The 18,373-nt window shown below is 71.9% G+C and carries 18 protein-coding genes; 10 read left to right on the top strand and 8 right to left on the bottom strand.

Translation table 11 applies throughout. From position 1 onward, the window contains the following. The first annotated feature begins 135 nt into the window (after nt 1-135). Nucleotides 136-825, top strand: a complete 690-nt coding sequence (gene ribA / locus ACFXPL_RS28220; protein ID WP_384924811.1) for a GTP cyclohydrolase II — start codon at nt 136-138, stop codon at nt 823-825. Nucleotides 826-914: 89 nt separating this feature from the next. Here the strand turns inward: ribA and ACFXPL_RS28225 are convergent, their stop codons facing one another. Then, entirely contained in the window at nt 915-1,784 is an 870-nt protein-coding gene (locus ACFXPL_RS28225) for a DMT family transporter (RefSeq protein ID WP_384924813.1), read from the bottom strand. 117 nt (nt 1,785-1,901) lie between these two features. On the opposite strand from ACFXPL_RS28225, the gene ACFXPL_RS28230 reads away from it, so the two are divergent. After that, the gene (locus ACFXPL_RS28230; protein ID WP_384924815.1) at nt 1,902-2,828 is read left to right on the top strand and encodes a pseudouridine synthase; all 927 of its coding nucleotides are present in this window, start codon (nt 1,902-1,904) and stop codon (nt 2,826-2,828) included. Between the two features lie 67 nt (nt 2,829-2,895). On the opposite strand, the gene ACFXPL_RS28235 is transcribed toward ACFXPL_RS28230, so the two are convergent. The 3 genes from ACFXPL_RS28235 to ACFXPL_RS28245 all read right to left on the bottom strand — a co-directional run bounded on the left by ACFXPL_RS28235 (nt 2,896) and on the right by ACFXPL_RS28245 (nt 5,444). Continuing rightward, nucleotides 2,896-3,525 carry an MBL fold metallo-hydrolase gene (locus ACFXPL_RS28235; protein WP_384924817.1) on the bottom strand — a complete coding sequence of 210 codons (630 nt, stop codon included), beginning with the start codon at nt 3,523-3,525 and terminating at the stop codon, nt 2,896-2,898. Beyond that, nucleotides 3,525-4,610: an S-(hydroxymethyl)mycothiol dehydrogenase gene (locus ACFXPL_RS28240; protein WP_384924819.1), complete on the bottom strand. Its 1,086-nt coding sequence runs from the start codon at nt 4,608-4,610 to the stop codon at nt 3,525-3,527. The genes ACFXPL_RS28235 and ACFXPL_RS28240 overlap by 1 nt, the downstream gene beginning before the upstream one ends. 132 nt (nt 4,611-4,742) lie before the next feature. Beyond that, nucleotides 4,743-5,444: a FadR/GntR family transcriptional regulator gene (locus ACFXPL_RS28245; protein WP_384924821.1), complete on the bottom strand. Its 702-nt coding sequence runs from the start codon at nt 5,442-5,444 to the stop codon at nt 4,743-4,745. Between the two features lie 178 nt (nt 5,445-5,622). On the opposite strand from ACFXPL_RS28245, the gene ACFXPL_RS28250 reads away from it, so the two are divergent. Together ACFXPL_RS28250 and ACFXPL_RS28255 are read left to right on the top strand one after the other, a co-directional pair. Then, entirely contained in the window at nt 5,623-6,132 is a 510-nt protein-coding gene (locus ACFXPL_RS28250; protein ID WP_384924823.1) for a gluconokinase, read from the top strand. A gap of 20 nt (nt 6,133-6,152) precedes the next feature. After that, nucleotides 6,153-7,550, top strand: coding sequence for a gluconate:H+ symporter (locus ACFXPL_RS28255; protein WP_384924825.1), 1,398 nt, complete (start codon nt 6,153-6,155; stop codon nt 7,548-7,550). 107 nt (nt 7,551-7,657) lie between these two features. On the opposite strand, the gene ACFXPL_RS28260 is transcribed toward ACFXPL_RS28255, so the two are convergent. The 3 genes from ACFXPL_RS28260 to ACFXPL_RS28270 all read right to left on the bottom strand — a co-directional run bounded on the left by ACFXPL_RS28260 (nt 7,658) and on the right by ACFXPL_RS28270 (nt 12,265). Further along, entirely contained in the window at nt 7,658-9,196 is a 1,539-nt protein-coding gene (locus ACFXPL_RS28260) for an APC family permease (protein WP_384924827.1), read from the bottom strand. Between the two features lie 89 nt (nt 9,197-9,285). After that, on the bottom strand, nt 9,286-10,359 hold the full coding sequence (locus ACFXPL_RS28265; RefSeq protein WP_384924829.1) for a hypothetical protein: 1,074 nt from the start codon (nt 10,357-10,359) through the stop codon (nt 9,286-9,288). 250 nt (nt 10,360-10,609) lie between these two features. After that, nucleotides 10,610-12,265, bottom strand: coding sequence for an FAD-binding dehydrogenase (locus tag ACFXPL_RS28270; protein WP_384924831.1), 1,656 nt, complete (start codon nt 12,263-12,265; stop codon nt 10,610-10,612). 85 nt (nt 12,266-12,350) lie between these two features. Here ACFXPL_RS28270 and ACFXPL_RS28275 point away from each other — a divergent pair, with 85 nt between their 5' ends. Genes ACFXPL_RS28275 through ACFXPL_RS28285 form a run of 3 tightly spaced genes read left to right on the top strand, consistent with a single transcriptional unit; the run spans nt 12,351 to nt 13,673 of the window. Then, nucleotides 12,351-12,950, top strand: a complete 600-nt coding sequence (locus tag ACFXPL_RS28275; protein WP_384924833.1) for an NUDIX domain-containing protein — start codon at nt 12,351-12,353, stop codon at nt 12,948-12,950. Between the two features lie 10 nt (nt 12,951-12,960). Beyond that, nucleotides 12,961-13,353 (top strand): YidH family protein, encoded by a 393-nt coding sequence (locus ACFXPL_RS28280; protein ID WP_384924835.1) that lies wholly within the window; start codon nt 12,961-12,963, stop codon nt 13,351-13,353. Beyond that, on the top strand, nt 13,350-13,673 hold the full coding sequence (locus ACFXPL_RS28285; protein WP_384924837.1) for a DUF202 domain-containing protein: 324 nt from the start codon (nt 13,350-13,352) through the stop codon (nt 13,671-13,673). The genes ACFXPL_RS28280 and ACFXPL_RS28285 overlap by 4 nt, the downstream gene beginning before the upstream one ends. Nucleotides 13,674-13,786: 113 nt before the next feature. Here the strand turns inward: ACFXPL_RS28285 and ACFXPL_RS28290 are convergent, their stop codons facing one another. Further along, nucleotides 13,787-14,713, bottom strand: coding sequence for an NADP-dependent oxidoreductase (locus ACFXPL_RS28290; RefSeq protein ID WP_384924839.1), 927 nt, complete (start codon nt 14,711-14,713; stop codon nt 13,787-13,789). Nucleotides 14,714-15,042: 329 nt separating this feature from the next. Here ACFXPL_RS28290 and ACFXPL_RS28295 point away from each other — a divergent pair, with 329 nt between their 5' ends. The 3 genes from ACFXPL_RS28295 (at nt 15,043) to ACFXPL_RS28305 (ending at nt 18,373) form a co-directional block, all read left to right on the top strand. Then, a complete protein-coding gene (locus ACFXPL_RS28295) occupies nt 15,043-15,954 on the top strand; it encodes an MBL fold metallo-hydrolase (protein WP_384924841.1) in 912 nt (303 codons plus the stop codon). 154 nt (nt 15,955-16,108) lie between these two features. Continuing rightward, complete coding sequence (locus tag ACFXPL_RS28300; protein WP_384924843.1) at nt 16,109-17,131, top strand: phosphotransferase family protein; 1,023 nt, start codon at nt 16,109-16,111, stop codon at nt 17,129-17,131. 9 nt (nt 17,132-17,140) lie between these two features. After that, a complete protein-coding gene (locus ACFXPL_RS28305) occupies nt 17,141-18,373 on the top strand; it encodes an acyl-CoA dehydrogenase family protein (protein ID WP_384924845.1) in 1,233 nt (410 codons plus the stop codon).

Raw genomic sequence — 18,373 nt, forward strand, 5'->3', positions numbered from 1 at the left:
CGTGCGTATCGACGGGAGCAGACTACGCGGCAATGGTGCGGCGATCGTCCGAACGTGACGAAGGCGACCGTCGGTTGATGCCCTTTTACCTTTCTTCCCGTTCACCGGAAGCGGTTCAGCGGATATGATTGGAGCATGACAGACAGTGATGGCGTGTGCCTCGAAAGTACTCGTTCATCAGGTGTCGAACGAGCGGCGAAAGTACGGCTGTCCACCGTGCACGGAGACTTTCTCGCAGTCGGCTACCTGGACCGTAATCGAGGGGATGAACAAATAGCCCTGGTATACGGCGATGTCACGGGGGACGGAGCCCTCACCCGTGTGCATTCGGAGTGTCTGACCGGGGACGCCTTCGGCTCCAAGCACTGCGAGTGCGGTGAACAGCTCGGTGCGGCGCTGGACGCCATCGTGCGCGAGGGGCGGGGCGTCCTCCTCTATCTCCAGGGCCACGAAGGGCGCGGGATCGGCCTGTTGGCGAAGCTGCGGGCGATGCAGCTCCAGGCGGAGGGCCTGGACACGGTCGAGGCCAACCTCGCCCTCGGGCTGCCGGCGGATGCCCGGGACTACCGGGTGGCGGCGGAGATGCTGCACGATCTGGGGGTGCGCTCGGTACGGCTGCTGTCCAACAACCCGCGCAAGAGCGAGGCGTTGCTGCGGCACGGCATCAAGGTCGCCGAACAGGTTCCGCTGCTGATAACGCCGTGCGAGGAGAACCTCTCGTATCTGCGGACCAAGCGGGAGCGGCTGGACCACCATCTGCCGCATCTGGACGGCCCTGTGCGCGAGGGCGCTCCCGTCGACACCGCGGACGCCGTGGCCCCGTGAGCGCCGCGGCCGGCATGTCCGGCTGAGCGGCACCGTCCGCACGCCGCCGCCGTCACCGCCACCCCGCCGCCGTCTCCGCGCCGTCCCGGTCAGCGGACGCGGCGCGGGGGCGGCGGTCCTCCCCCGGCCAGCGGGGAGCGGGCCAGTTCCACACAGCCCGCCGCGATCAGGGCGATCGCGGCGAGTTCGGGCAGCAGCCACCAGCCGGTCCGCACGCTCTCGCCGTAGAGGGTCACGCCGTACGCGATGCTGATCAGCGCGTCGCCAAGAGTGAGCATCGGCTGGGAGGCGGCCAGCGAGCCCGCCTGAAGCGCGTTCTGGAGCAGGAAGAGCGCGCCCACCCCGGCGACGGCCATGGCGTAGAGCTGCCAGGAGGCGAAGAGCGCGCCGGCCCCGCCGTGGTCGAGGCGGGCCACGGCGTCCTTCATCAGGGCGGCGGTCAGCGCGTATCCGCAGGCGGCGGCGAGCCCGAGGAGCGCGGCGCGCGGATTGCCGCGCAGCCGCAGCGCCCAGAAGATCACCAGTGCTTCGAAGACCCCCGTGAGCAGCAGCGCCATGATCCAGGCGGTCCCGGGGACGCTCTCGGAGCCGCCGCCGGGGGCAGCGGCGGCCAGCCCCAGGGCCAGACCGCCCGTGACGGCGGCGGCCCCGACCCAGACGGAGCGGGGCACCCGGATCCTGAAGAGACGGCCCGCGAGCAGCAGGGTGGCGGGCAGTTCGATGACGAAGATCGGCTGGACCACGGCGATCGGCCCGGTCGCGAGCGCCACCGCCTGGCAGACCGCGGCCACGAGTACCAGACCGATCCCCGCCAGCCAGACCGGTTGGCGCAGCAGCTTCTGGATCAGCGAGAGACGCATCGCCTGGGAGTCGGGGACGGTGGCCGCGGCGCGGCGCTGGAGCACCGCGCCGGAACCGTTGCTGAGCGCGGTCAGGATGGCGAACAGGACACTGATCACCGGCCCATCATGCGGGCGCCGCCGACCGGATCCGTTCTCATCCCGGCGCTGTGCCGCAGGTCCGGGGGCCGAACGGGGGACACGGCCGCGCCGCCGCCCCCGGTACGCTGTCGGCCCGTGCCCCGCAGACACCCCGCCCCGTCGCCCTCGCCCCTCCCCCAGCGGGACGGCGTCGATCCCGTACGGCTGCGGCTGCCTCCGGATCCGGACGGGCGGTGGGTGACGGTGCGGGACCATCTGGTGGCGCGGTTCGGGGACGCCGTCGGCGTGGGGCGCGTCGAGGCGATGGTGCGGGAGGGCCGGTTCGTCGGGGAGGGCGGTCCTGTCGGTGCCGCCGAGCCGTACGCCGCCGGGCGGTATGTCTGGTTCCACCGGGACTTCGCCCCCGAGGAGCGGGTGCCGTTCGAGGTCGGGGTGGTGTACCGGGACGAGCGGATCGTCGTCGCCGACAAGCCGCATTTCCTGGCCACCACCCCGCGCGGCCGGCATGTCACCGAGACCGCGCAGGCGCGGCTGCGGCGTGAGCTGGGACTGCCGGCGCTCCAGCCGGCGCACCGTCTCGACCGGCTGACGGCGGGGCTGGTGCTCTTCGTCGTACGGGCCGGGGACCGGGGCGCCTACCAGACGATGTTCCGGGACCGGCTGGTGCGCAAGGAGTACGAGGGGGTGGCGCCGTACGATCCGGCGGTGGCGCTGCCCGTCACCGTGCGCGGCCGGATCGAGAAGGAGCGCGGGGTGATCGCCGCGCGGGAGGTGGCGGGCGAACCCAACGCGGAGAGCCGGATCGAGCTGCTGGAGCACCGGGGCGGGTACGGCCGTTACCGGCTGCTGCCGGTCACCGGCCGTACCCATCAGCTCCGGGTCCACATGTGCGGTCTCGGGCTGCCGCTCCTGGACGACCCGGTCTACCCGGTCGTCCAGGAGTCCACGCCCGACGACTACGGACGGCCGCTGCAACTCCTCGCCAGGGTGCTGGAGTTCACCGATCCGGTGACGGGCGAGGAGCACCGGTTCGAGAGCCGGCTGCGGCTGCGCCCGCTCTGACCGGCCGGGTCCGGATCAGTGTCCGACCGGCCCCGGCCTGCTCAGTGGCCGACCGGCCCGGTCCGGCTCAGTGGCCGCGCCGGATCCACTCGGAGAGGTGCGGTGCTTCGGCGCCGATGGTCGTCGGGTCGCCGTGGCCCGTCCGTACGACCGTCTCCGGCGGCAGGGTGAGGAGCCGGTCGCGGATCGAGTCGATGATGGTCGGGAAGTGCGAGAACGACCGTCCGGTGGCGCCCGGGCCGCCCTGGAAGAGGGTGTCGCCGGTGAAGACCGTCGCCGCCTCGGGGGCGTACAGGCAGACCGCGCCCGGCGCGTGCCCCGGCGTGTGGAGCACGGTCAGGGTGGTGCCGGCGACGGCGATCGTGGCGCCGTCGGTCAGTTCGCCGTCCGGCAGCCGCTCGGGGTGGGTCTGCTTCCAGAGCGGCAGGTCGTCGGGGTGCAGCAGGACGGGCGCGCCGGTGGCGGCGGCGAGCGCGGGGGCCGCGTCGATGTGGTCGTTGTGCGCGTGGGTGCAGACGATCGCGCGCAGCGCCCGGCCGTTCAGCGCGGCCTCGATGGCGGCGGCGTCGTGGGCGGCGTCGATGACGATCGCCTCGGAGTCGTCACCGACGATCCAGACGTTGTTGTCGACGTCCCACGTGCCGCCGTCGAGGGCGAAGGTGCCGGAGGTGACCAGGTGGTCGATACGGACGGACATCAGAAGACCACCACCGAGCGCAGGACGTCACCCTCGTGCATCCGCTCGAACGCCTTCTCGATGTCGTCGAGGCCGATGGTCTCGGTGACGAACGCGGCGAGGTCGATCCGGCCCTGCTGGTGGAGGTCGACGAGCATCGGGAAGTCACGGGAGGGCAGACAGTCGCCGTACCAGGACGACTTGAGGGCGCCGCCGCGGCCGAACACGTCGAGCAGCGGCAGTTCGAGCTTCATCTCGGGGGTGGGGACGCCGACCAGGACGACGGTGCCGGCCAGATCGCGGGCGTAGAACGCCTGCTGGTACGTCTCCGGGCGGCCGACCGCCTCGATGACGACGTCCGCGCCGTTGCCGCCGGTCAGCTCGCGGATCGCCTCGACGGCGTCGCGGGAGCGGGAGTTGACGGTGTGGGTGGCGCCCATCGAGACCGCCGTCGCCAGCTTGCGGTCGTCGATGTCGACGGCGATGATCCGGGCCGCGCCCGCGAGCCGCGCGCCGACGATCGCCGCGTCACCGACGCCGCCGCAGCCGATGACCGCGACGGAGTCGCCGCGTCCGACCTGCCCGGTGTTGATCGCGGCGCCGATGCCCGCCATCACACCGCAGCCGAGGAGACCCGCGACGGCCGGGGAGACCGACGGGTCGACCTTGGTGCACTGGCCGGCCGCGACCAGCGTCTTCTCGGCGAAGGCGCCGATACCGAGGGCCGGGGAGAGCTCCGTGCCGTCGGTCAGCGTCATCTTCTGCCGGGCGTTGTGCGTGTCGAAGCAGTACTGGGGGCGGCCCCGCCTGCACGCCCGGCACGTTCCGCACACCGCGCGCCAGTTGAGGATGACGAAGCCGCCGGGGGCGACCTCCGTGACACCGTCACCGACCGACTCGACCACACCGGCGGCCTCATGGCCGAGGAGGAAGGGGAACTCGTCGTTGATCCCGCCCTGCTTGTAGTGCAGATCGGTGTGGCAGACGCCGCACGCCTGCACCTTCACCACGGCCTCGCCGGGGCCGGGGTCGGGTACGACGATCGTCTCGACCCGTACCGGCTCGTTCTTGCCGGGGGCGATGACCCCTTGCACCTGCTGCGCCATGCCAGGACCTGCCTTTCGTCATACCTGCTGACATACCGGGGAGCCGGAGGCGCCGCGAGGCGCTCTCCGTTCCTTCCCCCACTATCCCGTGTGCCGGGGTTCCGGAGTGACCCCCGGTCCTGTTGTGGCTCGTCAGGGCGCCAGAACGTCCAGTTCTTCGAGGGCGCCGACGGCGATCTCCCGGGTGAGTTCCTCGGCGCGGACGAAGTCGCCCTCCCGTACGGCCTCCGCGACCCCCACGTGCAGGGTGACGGCGGCGGGGTCGGGGTCGTCGAACATCACCTGGTGCCGCGTGCGTCCGGTGAGGACCTCGGCGACCACGTCACCGAGCCGGGCGAACATCTCGTTGCCCGACGCGTTGAGGACCACCCGGTGGAAGGCGATGTCGTGGACCAGGTACTCCCCCAGCCGGCCCCCGCGCGAGGTGGCGACCATGCCGAGCGCCTGCTCGGTGAGGGCGGCGCACTGCTCGGGCGTGGCGTGCCGGGCGGCGAGGCCGGCCGCGACCGGTTCGACCGCCGAGCGCAGTGTGGTCAGGGAGCGGAGCTGGCGGGGGCGGTCGGGGCCGGCGAGGCGCCAGCGGATGACGCGGGGATCGTAGACGTTCCACTCCTCGGTGGGCCGTACGGTCACGCCGACGCGGCGCCGGGACTCCACCAGGTGCATGGATTCGAGGACGCGGACCACTTCCCTGACGACGGTCCGCGAGACCTCGAAGCGCTGGGCGACCTCGTCCGTACGGACGACGCCGCCCGGGGGGTACTCGCCGGAGGTGATCGCGAGACCGAGGGTGTCCAGCACACGGGTATGCAAGCCCCGGCCTTCTGTGGTCATGCGGCAAGCCTACGGGGCACGGGCCGAGAGTAAAAAGTACGACGTTTAGATCACAACCTCTTGAATATGTCGTACCTAATAGGTTTCAGTGGCGCGACGGACCGATGTCCGCGTCCGCGCGGGACCGATGCCGAGGATCCGCGCGGGACCGATGTCGAAGAAGACAGCGAGGCATGACATGAACACCCCCCAGGTCGTCGTGGTGATGGGCGTGGCAGGGACCGGCAAGACCACGGTCGGCCCCCTGCTCGCCGCCGCGCTGGGCGTCCCGTACGCCGAGGGCGACGAGTTCCATTCGCCGGAGAACATCGCCAAGATGTCCGCCGGCACCCCGCTGGAGGACGCCGACCGGTGGCCCTGGCTGGACGCGATCGGGGAGTGGGCCCACGGCCGGGCCGGACTCGGCGGGGTGGTCAGCAGTTCCGCGCTCAAGCGCGCCTACCGCGACCGGCTGCGGTCCGCCGCCCCTGGCGCCGTCTTCCTCCACCTCGCCGGCGAGCGCTCGCTCGTCGAACAGCGGATGTCCGAACGCAAGGGGCACTACATGCCCACCGCGCTGCTCGACTCGCAGTACGCGGCGCTGGAGAACCTGGGGGCCGACGAGACGGGTGTCACCGTCGACGTCGCGGGCACCCCGGAGGAAATCACCGAACGAGCCGTCGCCACGCTGCGCCGGCTCGAAAGCTGAAGGAAGTTCCCGTGATACCCGTGACCGGTCTCAGTGTCGAGACACTGGCAGCGGACGCCGCAGAGCCCATCACCTCTGCGGGCAACGCGCAGTTGGGCCTTGCCGTCCTCGCCGGCATAGCCGTCATCGTCCTGCTCATCACCCTCTTCAAACTCCACGCCTTCCTGGCCCTGACCATCGGCTCACTGGCGCTCGGCGCCTTCGCGGGCGCACCGCTGGACAAGGTCATCACCAGCTTCTCCACCGGCCTCGGCTCCACGGTCGCCGGGGTGGGCGTGCTGATCGCGCTCGGCGCGATCCTCGGCAAACTGCTCGCGGACTCCGGCGGCGCCGACCAGATCGTCGACACGATCCTCGCGAGAACGAGCGGGCGCGCGATGCCCTGGGCGATGGTCCTGATCGCCTCGGTGATCGGGCTGCCGCTCTTCTTCGAGGTCGGCATCGTGCTGCTGATCCCGGTGGTGCTGCTCGTCGCCAAGCGCGGCAACTACTCGCTGATGCGGATCGGCATCCCGGCGCTGGCCGGGCTCTCCGTGATGCACGGGCTGATCCCGCCGCACCCGGGGCCGCTGGTCGCGATCGACGCGATCGGCGCCGACCTCGGGGTCACGCTGGCGCTGGGTGTGGTCGTCGCCATCCCGACCGTGATCATCGCGGGCCCGCTGTTCTCGCGGTACGCGGCCCGCTGGGTGGACCTCCCGGCGCCCGAGTCGATGATCCCGCAGCGCACCTCGGACGATCTGGCGAAGCGCCCCAGCTTCGCCGCGACCGTCGCCACGGTGCTGCTGCCCGTGGTGATGATGCTGGCCAAGGCGCTCGTCGACATCGTCGTGGACGACCCGGAGCACACCGTCCAGCGGATCGCGGACGTGGTCGGCTCCCCGCTGATCGCGCTGCTGGCCGCCGTCCTGGTGGGGATCTTCACGCTGGGCCGCGCGGCCGGGTTCACCAAGGGCCGGATCTCCACCACCGTCGAGAAGTCGCTGGGCCCGATCGCGGGCGTCCTGATGATCGTCGGCGCCGGTGGCGGTTTCAAGCAGACGCTGGTCGACTCCGGGGTGGGCCAGATGATCCTGGACCTCTCCAAGGACTGGTCGATCCCCGCGCTGCTGCTGGGCTGGCTGATCGCCGTCGCGATCCGGCTGGCCACGGGCTCGGCGACGGTGGCGACCATTTCGGCCGCCGGCCTGGTGGCGCCGCTGGCCGCGGACATGTCCACCACGCACGCCGCGCTCCTGGTGCTGGCGATCGGCGCGGGCTCGGTCTTCTTCAGCCATGTGAACGACGCCGGGTTCTGGCTGGTGAAGGAGTACTTCGGGATGAGCGTGGGGCAGACGCTGAAGACGTGGTCGGTGATGGAGACCATCATCTCCGTCGTCGGCCTCGGGTCCGTGCTGCTGCTGTCACTGGTCGTCTAGGAAGCCGCTGGAGCCGTCACGGGCTCCCGAGGAAACGCCCGCGGCCCGGGAAACCAGGGCCGCGGGCGTTCGTCACGCGCCCAGCCTGAGCTCGTACGGGGTGGACCTCATACGGAGGCCGTCTGCGCCGACTCGGCCGCCTTCTCCAACTGGAACGCCTCGTTCCCGAGCCCGATCCGGGCGTGCACCTCGGGCTTGACGGAGCGCAGCACCACTCCGTACACGAGACCCGCGACCAGCGCGACGCCGATGATCGCGGGCAGGATCCAGCTCAGCGAGGAGCCGGGGCCCGCGTCGATCAGGACGCCGAAGTCCTTGACGGTGTAGAAGGCGATCGCCAGGAGCGCGACGATGGCCAGCCCGGACGCGACCAGGCGCGGGGCGTGGGCGCGTCCGGCGCCACGCTTGACGAAGAAGGCGATGACGGCACAGGAGGCGAGCGCCATCAGCGTGATGATGCCGAGCGCGCCGACGCTGCCCATCCAGGTGAACAGGCGCAGCACCGGCGCCGTAGGGTCGCCGGTCGGCTTGTCGTCGGTGAGGGCGAAGGCGGCGATGGCGGCCACGGAGATCAGCGACTGGAGGACGGAGCCGGAGGCGGGCGCTCCGCTGGACCGGGTGGTACGGCCGAAGGTCGCGGGCAGCAGGCCCTCGCGGCCCATGGCGAAGGCGTAGCGGGCGACGACGTTGTGGAAGCTGAGCAGCGCGGCGAACATGCCCGTCACGAACAGGACGTGCAGGACGTCGGCGAAGGTGGCGCCGAGCCGCGCCTCGGTGAGTCCGAAGAGCAGGCCGGGGCCCTGTTCCGCCGAGGTCTTGACGATCGAGCCCGGTCCGGTGGCGACGGTCAGGGCCCAGGCGCTCAAAGCCAGGAACAGCGAGGCGTAGCCGACGGCCAGGAACATCACGCGGGAGACGACGACCTGGGGCCGGTTGGTCTCCTCCGCGTACACGGGGGCCTGTTCGCAGCCGACGAAGGCGGCGACGCAGAAGCAGAGCGCGGTGCCGAAGCCGGCGCCCGTGACCATGCCGGGGTCGAAGGCCGTGAAGGACAGGCCCTCGGGACCCGGGGAGGTGAGGGTGGCGACGTCGAAGATGACCACGAGGACGCACTCGACGGCCAGCAGCACCCCGAGGACCTTGGCGTTGAGGTCGATCTTCAGCCAGCCGAGGAACCCGACGACCGCGGCGGCGCCGAGGGCCGGGACCCACCAGGGCACGGAGAGGTCCAGATAGGTGGCGAAGAGCCCGGAGACCTCGAAGCCGAGCAGACCGTAGACGGCGAACTGCATGGCGCTGTACGCGACGAGCGCGAGGAGGGAGGCGCCGGCGCCCGCCGTCGGGCCGAGGCCGCGGGCGATGTACGCGTAGAAGGCACCGGCGTTGTGGACGTGCCGGCTCATCTCCGCGTACCCGAAGCTGAACAGCACCAGGACGATGCCGAGGATCACGTAGAGCAGCGGCTGACCGACGATGCCCATGACACCGAAGACGGTGGGCATGACGCCGGCGACGACCAGCATCGGCGCGCTCGCGGCGAGTACGGAGAGCAGGAGGCCCACCGTGCCGAGCCGGTCGGCGCGCAGCGCGCGGTCCTGCCCTTTGTACGTGTTGATCTCAGCGGTGCTCGGTCTGCCCGTCGACATGACAGGGGTGTCCTCTCGGAGTTCACTTGCGCGGAACAAAACATGCGGAACAGCGGGGATCGTTCGGAGCGGGTTCCGGAGCGGGTCATTCAGGCGGAGCCGAGCGCGGTGTCGCGCGCGGCGAGGAAGGCGGTGTGCGGATCCTGGTCCGGGTAGGCCCAGGGCGCCGGGGTGATGTGGCGGCCGATGCGGTGGAAGAGCGCGGCGGCCTCGGCGAGCCGTCCTTCGTGGAACAGGGCGTGGGCCAGGAAGTTCAGGTCCACGCGGTTGCGCGGATGTTCCTCGCCCTCCCACTCCAGCCACCAGTCGAACGCGCCCTTGAGTACCTGGCGGGCGCGCCGTCCGGTCCAGTGCCCCGAGGCCGCGGGGTCGGAGGGCTCGTGTCCGGTGGCGGCGAGCGCGCGGTAGCGCTCGGCGTGGGCGACGACGGGGAGCACGGAGAGCGGCGAGTCCGCGGGAGCCTGTTCGGCGGCCCAGGACGCGAAGTCGTAGACCTCGTGGAACGCTTCGTGGCCGGGTTCGGTGGGGCGTTCCGCGAGCCGGGCCGCCATCAGGTGGTGCGCGTGGTGGTGGTCGGGGTGGCGGGTCCTGACCTCGTCGAAGAAGCGGGAGGTCTCTTCCTCGGTGCCGAGGGTACGGGCGAGGAGCAGCAGGCCGAGCCAGGGGGTGGGGTCGGCGGGGGCCCGCCGGATCGCGTCGCGGCAGGCGTCCCTGGCACGCTGTTCCTTCGCCCGGTCCTTGCTGTCCCGGGCCTTGCCGCCGTCCCTGCCGTGGGTCCGGCCGCTGTTCCAGCCGTTGCTCCAGCCGCTGTCTTTTCCGCTGTCTTTTCCGCCGTCCTTGCCGTGGAGTACGGCGAGGACGTCGGCGCAGGCGAGCAGGGTGGCCGCGTCGGCGCTGTCGGGTTCTGCGAGGAGCCAGTCCCCGGCCCAGGTGGCGGCGCCGGCGGCCTGGGCGAGAACGATGACGCGATGGCCGCGTCGGTCCCAGTCGTCGCCGGTGGCGGCGAGGAGGGTGCGAGCTTCGGACCAGCGGCCTTGGGCCAACTGATCTCTTATGGCGCCCAGTTCGGCGTCGTCAAGGGCCGGATCGAAGAACTGGGCGGAGCGTAAGTTCCGTTGCGCCCGTCTTCGGGAACGGCCCAGGGGTGGCGGAGGCGGGGGCATTCCGCGTAATCCTCCAGGGCACATGTTCGAGCGATGATCGCGCACAGCCAATCGGAGGTAACGCTCCGCGTCAAGAGCCTATTTGTTACATAGCCGCGCCAACTGGCCTACACAGAAGGGGTGTTGGTGCCGAGGCGTGGGCAACTCGGGGGCCGCTCGGAGCCCGGCCGAGGCCCGGCCCCGGCCCGAGCGGCCCGGTCGCGACCTGCGTCAACGTCCACCAACCAGCCGCCCGTTCCGGGGAGTTGGGTCAGCCGAGGGCGCGGGCCGCCGCCCGGCCCGCGGTACGCCCCGAGAAGATGCAACCGCCCAGAAAGGTGCCCTCCAGCGAGCGGTAGCCGTGCACCCCACCGCCGCCGAACCCGGCCGCCTCGCCCGCCGCGTACACACCGGGCAGCGGATCGCCCCCGGCGGTGAGCACCCGCGAGGACAGGTCGGTCTCCAGGCCGCCGAGCGACTTACGGGTCAGGATGTTCAGCCGTACGGCGATCAGCGGGCCCGCCTTCGGGTCGAGGATGCGGTGCGGGCGCGCGGTACGGATCAGCTTGTCGCCGAGGAACTTGCGGGCGCCCCGGACCGCCGTGACCTGGGAGTCCTTGGTGAAGGGGTTGGCGATCTCACGGTCGCGCGCGACGATCTCACGGCGCAGCGCGGCCTCGTCGATCAGCGGTTCCTCGGTGAGCGCGTTCATACCGCGTACCAGGGCGCCGAGGTCCTTCTCGACGACGAAGTCGGCACCCTTGTCCATGAACGCCCTTACCGGGCCCGGTACATCGGCGCGCGCCCGCCCCAGCACATCGCGGACGGACTTCCCCGTGAGGTCAGGGTTCTGCTCGGAGCCCGAGAGGGCGAACTCCTTGCCGATGATGCGCCGGTCGAGCACGAACCAGGTGTGGTCGTGGCCGGAACGCATGATGTGCTCCAGTGTGCCGAGCGTGTCGAAGCCGGGGAAGAGCGGCACGGGCAGCCGCTTGCCGCGCGCGTCCAGCCAGAGCGAGGAAGGTCCCGGCAGGATCCGGATGCCGTGCCGGGCCCAGATCGGGTTCCAGTTCTCGATGCCCTCGGTGTAGTGCCACATCCGGTCGCGGTTGATGTGGTGCGCGCCCGCCGCCTCCGCGATGCCGAGCATCAGCCCGTCGACGTGCGCGGGCACCCCGGAGAGCATCTTCCGCGGCGGGGTGCCGAGCCGCTCGGGCCACTGGGCGCGCACCAGGTCGTGGTTGCCGCCGATGCCGCCCGAGGTGACGATCACGGCCTGGGCCCGCAGCGAGAAGGCGCCGGTGACCGCACGGCTGCTCGCGGTGCCGCGGGCGGCGTCACTGGGCTCCAGGGTCTCGCCGGTCACGGTGTCCACGGCGCCGGCCGTCGAACCGAGCCCGGTGACACGGTGGCGGAAACGGAAGGTCACCAGGCCTTGGGCGACGCCCGCGCGCACCCGCCGCTCGAAGGGCGCGACGACGCCGGGTCCGGTGCCCCAGGTGATGTGGAAGCGCGGCACGGAGTTGCCGTGGCCGGTCGCGTCGTAACCGCCGCGCTCCGCCCAGCCGACCACCGGGAAGAACCGCATGCCCTGCCCGTGCAGCCAGGCGCGCTTCTCGCCCGCCGCGAAGCCGACGTACGCCTCGGCCCACTTGCGCGGCCAGTGGTCCTCGGGGCGGTCGAACCCGGCTGTGCCGAACCAGTCCTGGAGGGCGAGGTCGTGGCTGTCCTTGACGCGGAGCCTGCGCTGTTCGGGCGAGTCGACGAAGAACAGCCCGCCGAAGGACCAGTGCGCCTGTCCGCCGATCGACCGCTCGGGCTCCTGGTCGAGGACGATGACGGAGCGGCCCGCGTCGACCAGTTCGGCGGTGGCGACCAGGCCCGCGAGGCCGGCCCCGATCACGATCACATCGGCGTCGTACGCCATGGTTTCCATCCTTCACGGGCCGGGAGGGCGAGTGGTCCGATCTTCCGTACGGGCGAGTAACGAGTCAACTGGTTGGATGGACGCCATGAGTGCCGCAGACGAGATCCTGGACATAGTCGACGAGAACGATCACGTCATCGGGCAGGCGCCGCGCGGAGAGGCGTATGCGAAGGGCCTGATCCACCGCAGTGTCCACGTGTTCGTGCGCGAGCCGCGGGGCCGGGTCTTCGTCCACCGCAGAACGGCGGTCAAGCTGGCCTTCCCCTCGATGTACGACATGTTCGTGGGCGGGGTCGTCGCCGCGGGCGAGGGCTACGACGAGGCGGCGCTGCGCGAGGCGGAGGAGGAGCTGGGGGTGTCGGGGCTCGACCGCCCCGTACCGCTGTTCTCGTTCCTCTACGAGTCCGCCGAGGACGGCGGGTTCCGCTCGTGGTCGCGGGTGTACGAGGTGGTCTGCGCGCTGCCGGTGCGCCCCCAGGTGGAGGAGGTCGCCTGGCACGCCTTCGTCCCTGAGGAGGAGCTGGAGCGGCGGCTGGCCGCCGGGCCCGGCGGGTGGGAGTGGGTGCCGGACGGGGCCGAGGCGTACGAGCGGCTCAAGGCGCTGCGCGCTACGGGCGCGGCGGACGGGACGGGCGCGGCGGGCGCGTCCGACGCGACGGATGGGACGGGCGTGGCGGACGCGTAGGGTGCGGTAGGTGATCGACTTTGCACGGAGCCTCCGGCTGTGGTTCTCGCCCCGGCGGATCGGCGAGGAGGGCACGACCCCGGACTACCGCTTCTCGCTGGCCAACGAGCGGACGTTCCTGGCCTGGATCCGTACGGCGCTCGCGCTGGTCGGCGGCGGGTTCGCGGTCGACCAGTTCCTGCCCGACCTGCGCTGGGGCGTACGGGCCGGGCTCGCGGTGGCGCTGCTCGCGGCGGGGGCGCTGTGCGCGCTGCGCGCGGTCAACCACTGGGTGCGGTGCGAGCGGGCCATGCGGCGCGGCGAGGACCTGCCGGTCTCCGGCTTCCCGACGCTGCTGAGCCTGGCGGTGGGGCTGGTCGCGGTGGCGATGCTGGTGATCGTCGTCCTGGGCCGGGCCGGATGACGGCCCCGGCGGCGGCCCCGGAACGCGACCCGGGGCTCCAGCCGGAACGTACCCGGCTGGCGTGGCGCCGTACGACGCTCTCCTGCACGGTGGTCGCGATCCTGGGCGCCCGCCAGGCCATCCACGGCGGCGCGACGGCGGCGGGTCTGACGGGCGCGGCCCTGAGCGCGCTGGTCTGGCTCGGCTTCCTGGGCGTGGCGCACCGGCGGCTGAGGGCGCTGGAGGCGGCGAGGCCGCCGCGCCTCTCGGAGCGGGGCGCGCTCACGGCGACGGCCTGCACCCTGCTGCTGGCGGCGTTCGCGGTGACGGTGCTGGTCTGACGGCCGCGCCACCGGGACCGGCCGCGTCGCCGGGACCGGCCGCGTCGCCGGGACCGGGCGCGTCGATCCATGGTCCCGGTCGGTCCGTGGTCCCGGTCGGTCCGCGATTCCGGTCAGTCCGTGGTGACGATCACCTTGCCGCCCGCTCCGCCCGCCTCCGCGAAGCGGAACGCGTCCGCGGCCTGCTCCAGGGGGAACGTCCGTGCCACCCCCACCGACAGCACGCCCTGCTCCGCCAGGCCCGCCAGCTCCGTCAGGTCGGCGGCGTCGGGGCGGACGAAGGCGTAGCTGCCGCCCAGGTCGGTGACGCCGGCGTCCGCGATGGAGGCCAGTCGGCCGCCGGGCGCGAGCAGTCCCGGCGTCGCGCGGAGGAGGTCGCCGCCGATGATGTCGAACGCCGCGTCCACCCCGTCGGGCGCCAGGGCCCGTACCTGGGCGGCCAGATCGTCCCCGTATGTGACCGCCTCGCCACCGAGCGCCCGGATGTGGTCCTGGCCGGACGCGCGGGCGGCGCCGATGACCCGCGCGCCGAGGTGGCGGGCGAGCTGGACGGCGGCCGAGCCGACCGCGCCCGCCGCCGCGTGGACGAGCACGGTCTCGCCGGGCCGTACGCGCAGCACCCGGTGGAGCACCTGGTGGGCGGTGAGTCCGACCAGCGGCAGCCCGGCCGCCTCCGCGAACGCGAGCGAACTGGGCTTGTGCGCGAGGGTCCTGTCGGGGGCGGCCACGTACTGCGCGAAGGTGCCCCGGGAGAGGAAGTCCTCGCGGACGTACCCGATGACCTCGTCCCCGGCGGCGAACCCGGTGACCGCCGCGCCGGGCCGGACGACGACACCGGCCACGTCCCACCCCGGGATCACCGGGAAGACCGTGTCGAGGACCCCGTCGAGATAGCCCTCGCGGCACTTCCAGTCGACGGGATTCACGGCCGCGGCCCGCACCTCGACCAGGACGGAGTCGGGGCCCACCTTCGGCTCGGGATGGTCGCCGTACTCCAGGACCTCGGGGCCGCCGTAACGGCGGTAGCTGATGGCCTTCATACCCCGCAGCCTCTGCCGCGCTCACGCCTCGCGCAAGCCGGAACGATCTGTTCCCGCCACGGCCGCCGTACCGGGGGTTCCGATGCGCGGGGCTTCCGTGCCGGTTCCGCCCCGGCTCCTCCCCGGTTCGCGTAGCGCGCGGGAACGACGTCGGGGAGCCGCCGTTCGGCGGAGTACCGGGACGTGTTCGCGGCGGCACGGGGCGGGGCAAGCGGGGCGGGGCGGGGCAGGCGGCGCGGGGGCGGTCGGCTCCGGTCAGGGGTGCCTTTCTCGTGGGCTCCGTGAACTGGCAGGCTCAGGGGGAGATTTCCACCCCCACAGGAGTTCCGATGACTGCCACCGATCCGTACACCGTCCGCCTCGCCCCCGGAGTCCACGCCTATGTCCAGCCCGACGGCGGCTGGTGTCTGAACAACGCCGGGTTCATCAGTGACGGCGACGCGACGCTCCTCGTCGACACCACGGCCACCGAACGGCGGGCCCGGCTGCTGCGTGAGGCGATCCTGCTGGCCGGGGTGGAGCTGCCCCGCACCATCGTCACCACGCACCACCACGGCGATCACACGTACGGAAACAGCGTGTTCCTGCCGGAGGCCACCGTCGTCGGTCATGAGGCGTGCCGGAGCGAGCAGCTCGCGGCGGGCCATCAGCTCCATCTGATCTGGCCCGGGACCGACTTCGGCGACGTCGGCATCATCCCGCCGAGCGTGACCTACAGCGACCGGCTCACCCTTCACGTGGGCGGGACCGAGGTGCGGGTGATCCACCCGGGCGTGGCGCACACGCGCGGGGACTCGATCGTCCATCTCCCCGAGCACGGCATCGTCTTCACCGGTGACCTGGTCTTCCAGGGCGGCACGCCGTTCGTCCCGATGGGCTCGCTGCGCGGTTCCCTGCGGGCGCTGGACCTGCTGCGCTCGCTGGACGCGTCCGTCGTCGTACCGGGCCACGGACCGCTCACCGACCCGTCGGCGTACGACGCGACGGAGCGCTGTCTCCGGTACGTCGCCGAGCTGGCCGAGGAGAGTTACGCCCAGGGGCTCACTCCGCTGGAGGCCGCGCTCCGGGCCGACCTCGGGGAGTTCGGGGAGCTGCGCGAGAGCGAGCGGCTGGTGGCCAACCTGCACCGCGCGTACGCCGAGCTGGCCGGCGAGCCCGAGGGCTCGCCGCTCGATGTGAGCACCGTCTTCACGGACATGACGACGATGAACGACGGGGTGCCGGTGGCCTGCCACGCCTGACGCACCGCCTTCCTCGGGCCGGCCCGGGGCAGTCGCGGGGCGGCCCCGGGGACGGCCCGGAGGTGACAGACACTGGACGACATACCGACTGGTCGGCATCATGGGAGCGACCGCCCGTCCGTCTGTCCGCCCGACGTCCATGGAGGTACGCCCGATGAGCCCAGCCCCCACGCCAGGACTCGATCCCGAGCGGCTTCGTGGCCATCTCGACCGCGCGCGCCCCGGCCTGGTGGGCGGTCCTCTCGGCGCACGGCTGATCGAGGGCGGCCGGTCGAACCTGACGTACGCCGTCACGGACGGAACCGGCCGCTGGGTGGTCCGCAGACCCCCGCTGGGCCATGTGCTGGCCACCGCGCACGACATGAAGCGCGAGTACCGGGTGATCGAGGCACTGCACCCGACCGCCGTGCCCGTTCCCGAACCACTGCTGCTCTGCGAGGACGAGTCGGTGCTCGGCGCTCCGTTCTACGTCATGGAACACGTGGCGGGCACGCCGTACCGTACGGCCGAACAGCTCGCCCCGCTCGGTCCCGGGCGCACCCGCGCCGCCGTGCTCGCCCTGGTCGACACCCTGGTCGACCTGCACGCCGTCGACCCCGGTGCGGTCGGGCTCGGGGACTTCGGCCGGCCGGAGGGCTTTCTCGACCGGCAGCTCCGCCGCTGGGGCAAGCAGCTCGACGCGTCCCGCAGCCGCGAGCTGCCCGGCATCGACGAACTCCAGGCGGCCCTCGGCCGGTCACTGCCCGTCTCCCCCGCGCCCACGGTGATCCACGGCGACTACCGGCTCGACAACGTCCTGCTCGGCACGGACGACCGGATCAACGCCGTACTGGACTGGGAGATGTCCACGCTCGGCGACCCGCTCACCGATCTCGGGCTGCTGGTGATGTACAGCGCGCCCCTGGAGGTGACGGGCTCCCCGATCAGCACGACGGCCGGGGCCGCGGGTCATCCCACCCCGGGTGAACTGATCGAGCGGTACGCGGCCGGCTCGGGGCGGGACACGGACGGCATCTCCTGGTACACGGCGTTCGCCTGGTTCAAGCTCGCCGTGATCCTGGAGGGCATTCACTACCGCTACACCCTCCACCAGACCGTGGGGCAGGGCTTCGACCGGATCGGCGCCCTCGTCCCCGTCTTCATCGAGCACGGTCTCACCACCCTCCAGGAAGGCTGAGTACCCCTGATGGACTTCGCATTCGACGCCCGCACCGAAGAGCTGCGGGCCAGGCTGCTCACTTTCATGGACGAGCACATCTACCCGGCCGAGGAGGTCGCGCGGGAGCAGCGGTCCCGGCTGGCCGACCCGTGGGGCACCCCCGCGGTGGTCGAGGAGCTGAAGGCCGAGGCGCGCGCGCGGGGGCTGTGGAACCTTTTCTTCGTAGACCAGCACAGCCTTCCGGACGGCGAGTACGGGGCCGGGCTGACCAATCTGCAGTACGCGCCGCTCGCCGAGATCTCCGGCCGCTCCCCCGAGCTGGCCCCCACCGCGCTGAACTGCGCGGCCCCCGACACCGGAAACATGGAAGTGCTCGCCCAGTTCGGCTCGGAGGAGCAGCGCAAGCAGTGGCTGGAGCCGCTGCTCGCGGGCGAGATCCGGTCGGCGTTCGCGATGACGGAGCCGGAGGTCGCCTCGTCCGACGCGACGAATGTCCGTACCAGCATCCGGCGCGACGGCGACGAGTACGTCGTCAACGGCCGCAAGTGGTACATCTCCGGAGCGATGAACCCGGCCTGTGCCGTCTTCATCGTGATGGGCAAGACCGACCCGGACGGCGCCGACCCGCGCCGCCAGCAGTCGATGATCCTGGTCCCCCGGGACACCCCGGGCGTCGAGGTGCGCCGGGCGATGCGGGTGTACGGCTACGAGGACCACTCCCACGGGGGCCATGCCGAGGTCGTCTTCGACAACGTACGGGTACCCGCCTCGCATCTCGTCGGTGAGGAGGGCGGCGGATTCGCCATCGCGCAGGCCAGGCTGGGCCCCGGCCGTATCCACCACTGCATGCGGCTGATCGGTATGGCCGAGCGGGCGATCGAGCTGATGTGCCGCCGGGCCCTGTCCCGTACGGCGTTCGGGAAGCCGATCGCCGAGCAGGGGGTCGTCCAGAACTGGATCGCGGACGCCCGGGTGACGGTCGAACAGCTCCGGCTGCTCGTGCTCAAGACGGCCTGGCTGATGGACACCGTAGGCAACCGCGGGGCGCACACGGAGATCCAGGCCATCAAGATCGCGACGCCGCGCGCGGTCGTGGACATCATCGACTCGGCCGTCCAGTTGCACGGCGCGGGTGGCATCAGCCAGGACTTCCCGTTGGCGGAGCTGTGGGCCTCGGCACGGACGCTCCGGCTGGCGGACGGTCCCGACGAGGTGCACCAGCGGTCACTGGCCCGGCGGGAGTTGAAGAAGTACAGGTGA

The sequence above is a fragment of the Streptomyces sp. NPDC059092 genome, assembly GCF_042756365.1.
Lineage (GTDB): Bacteria > Actinomycetota > Actinomycetes > Streptomycetales > Streptomycetaceae > Streptomyces.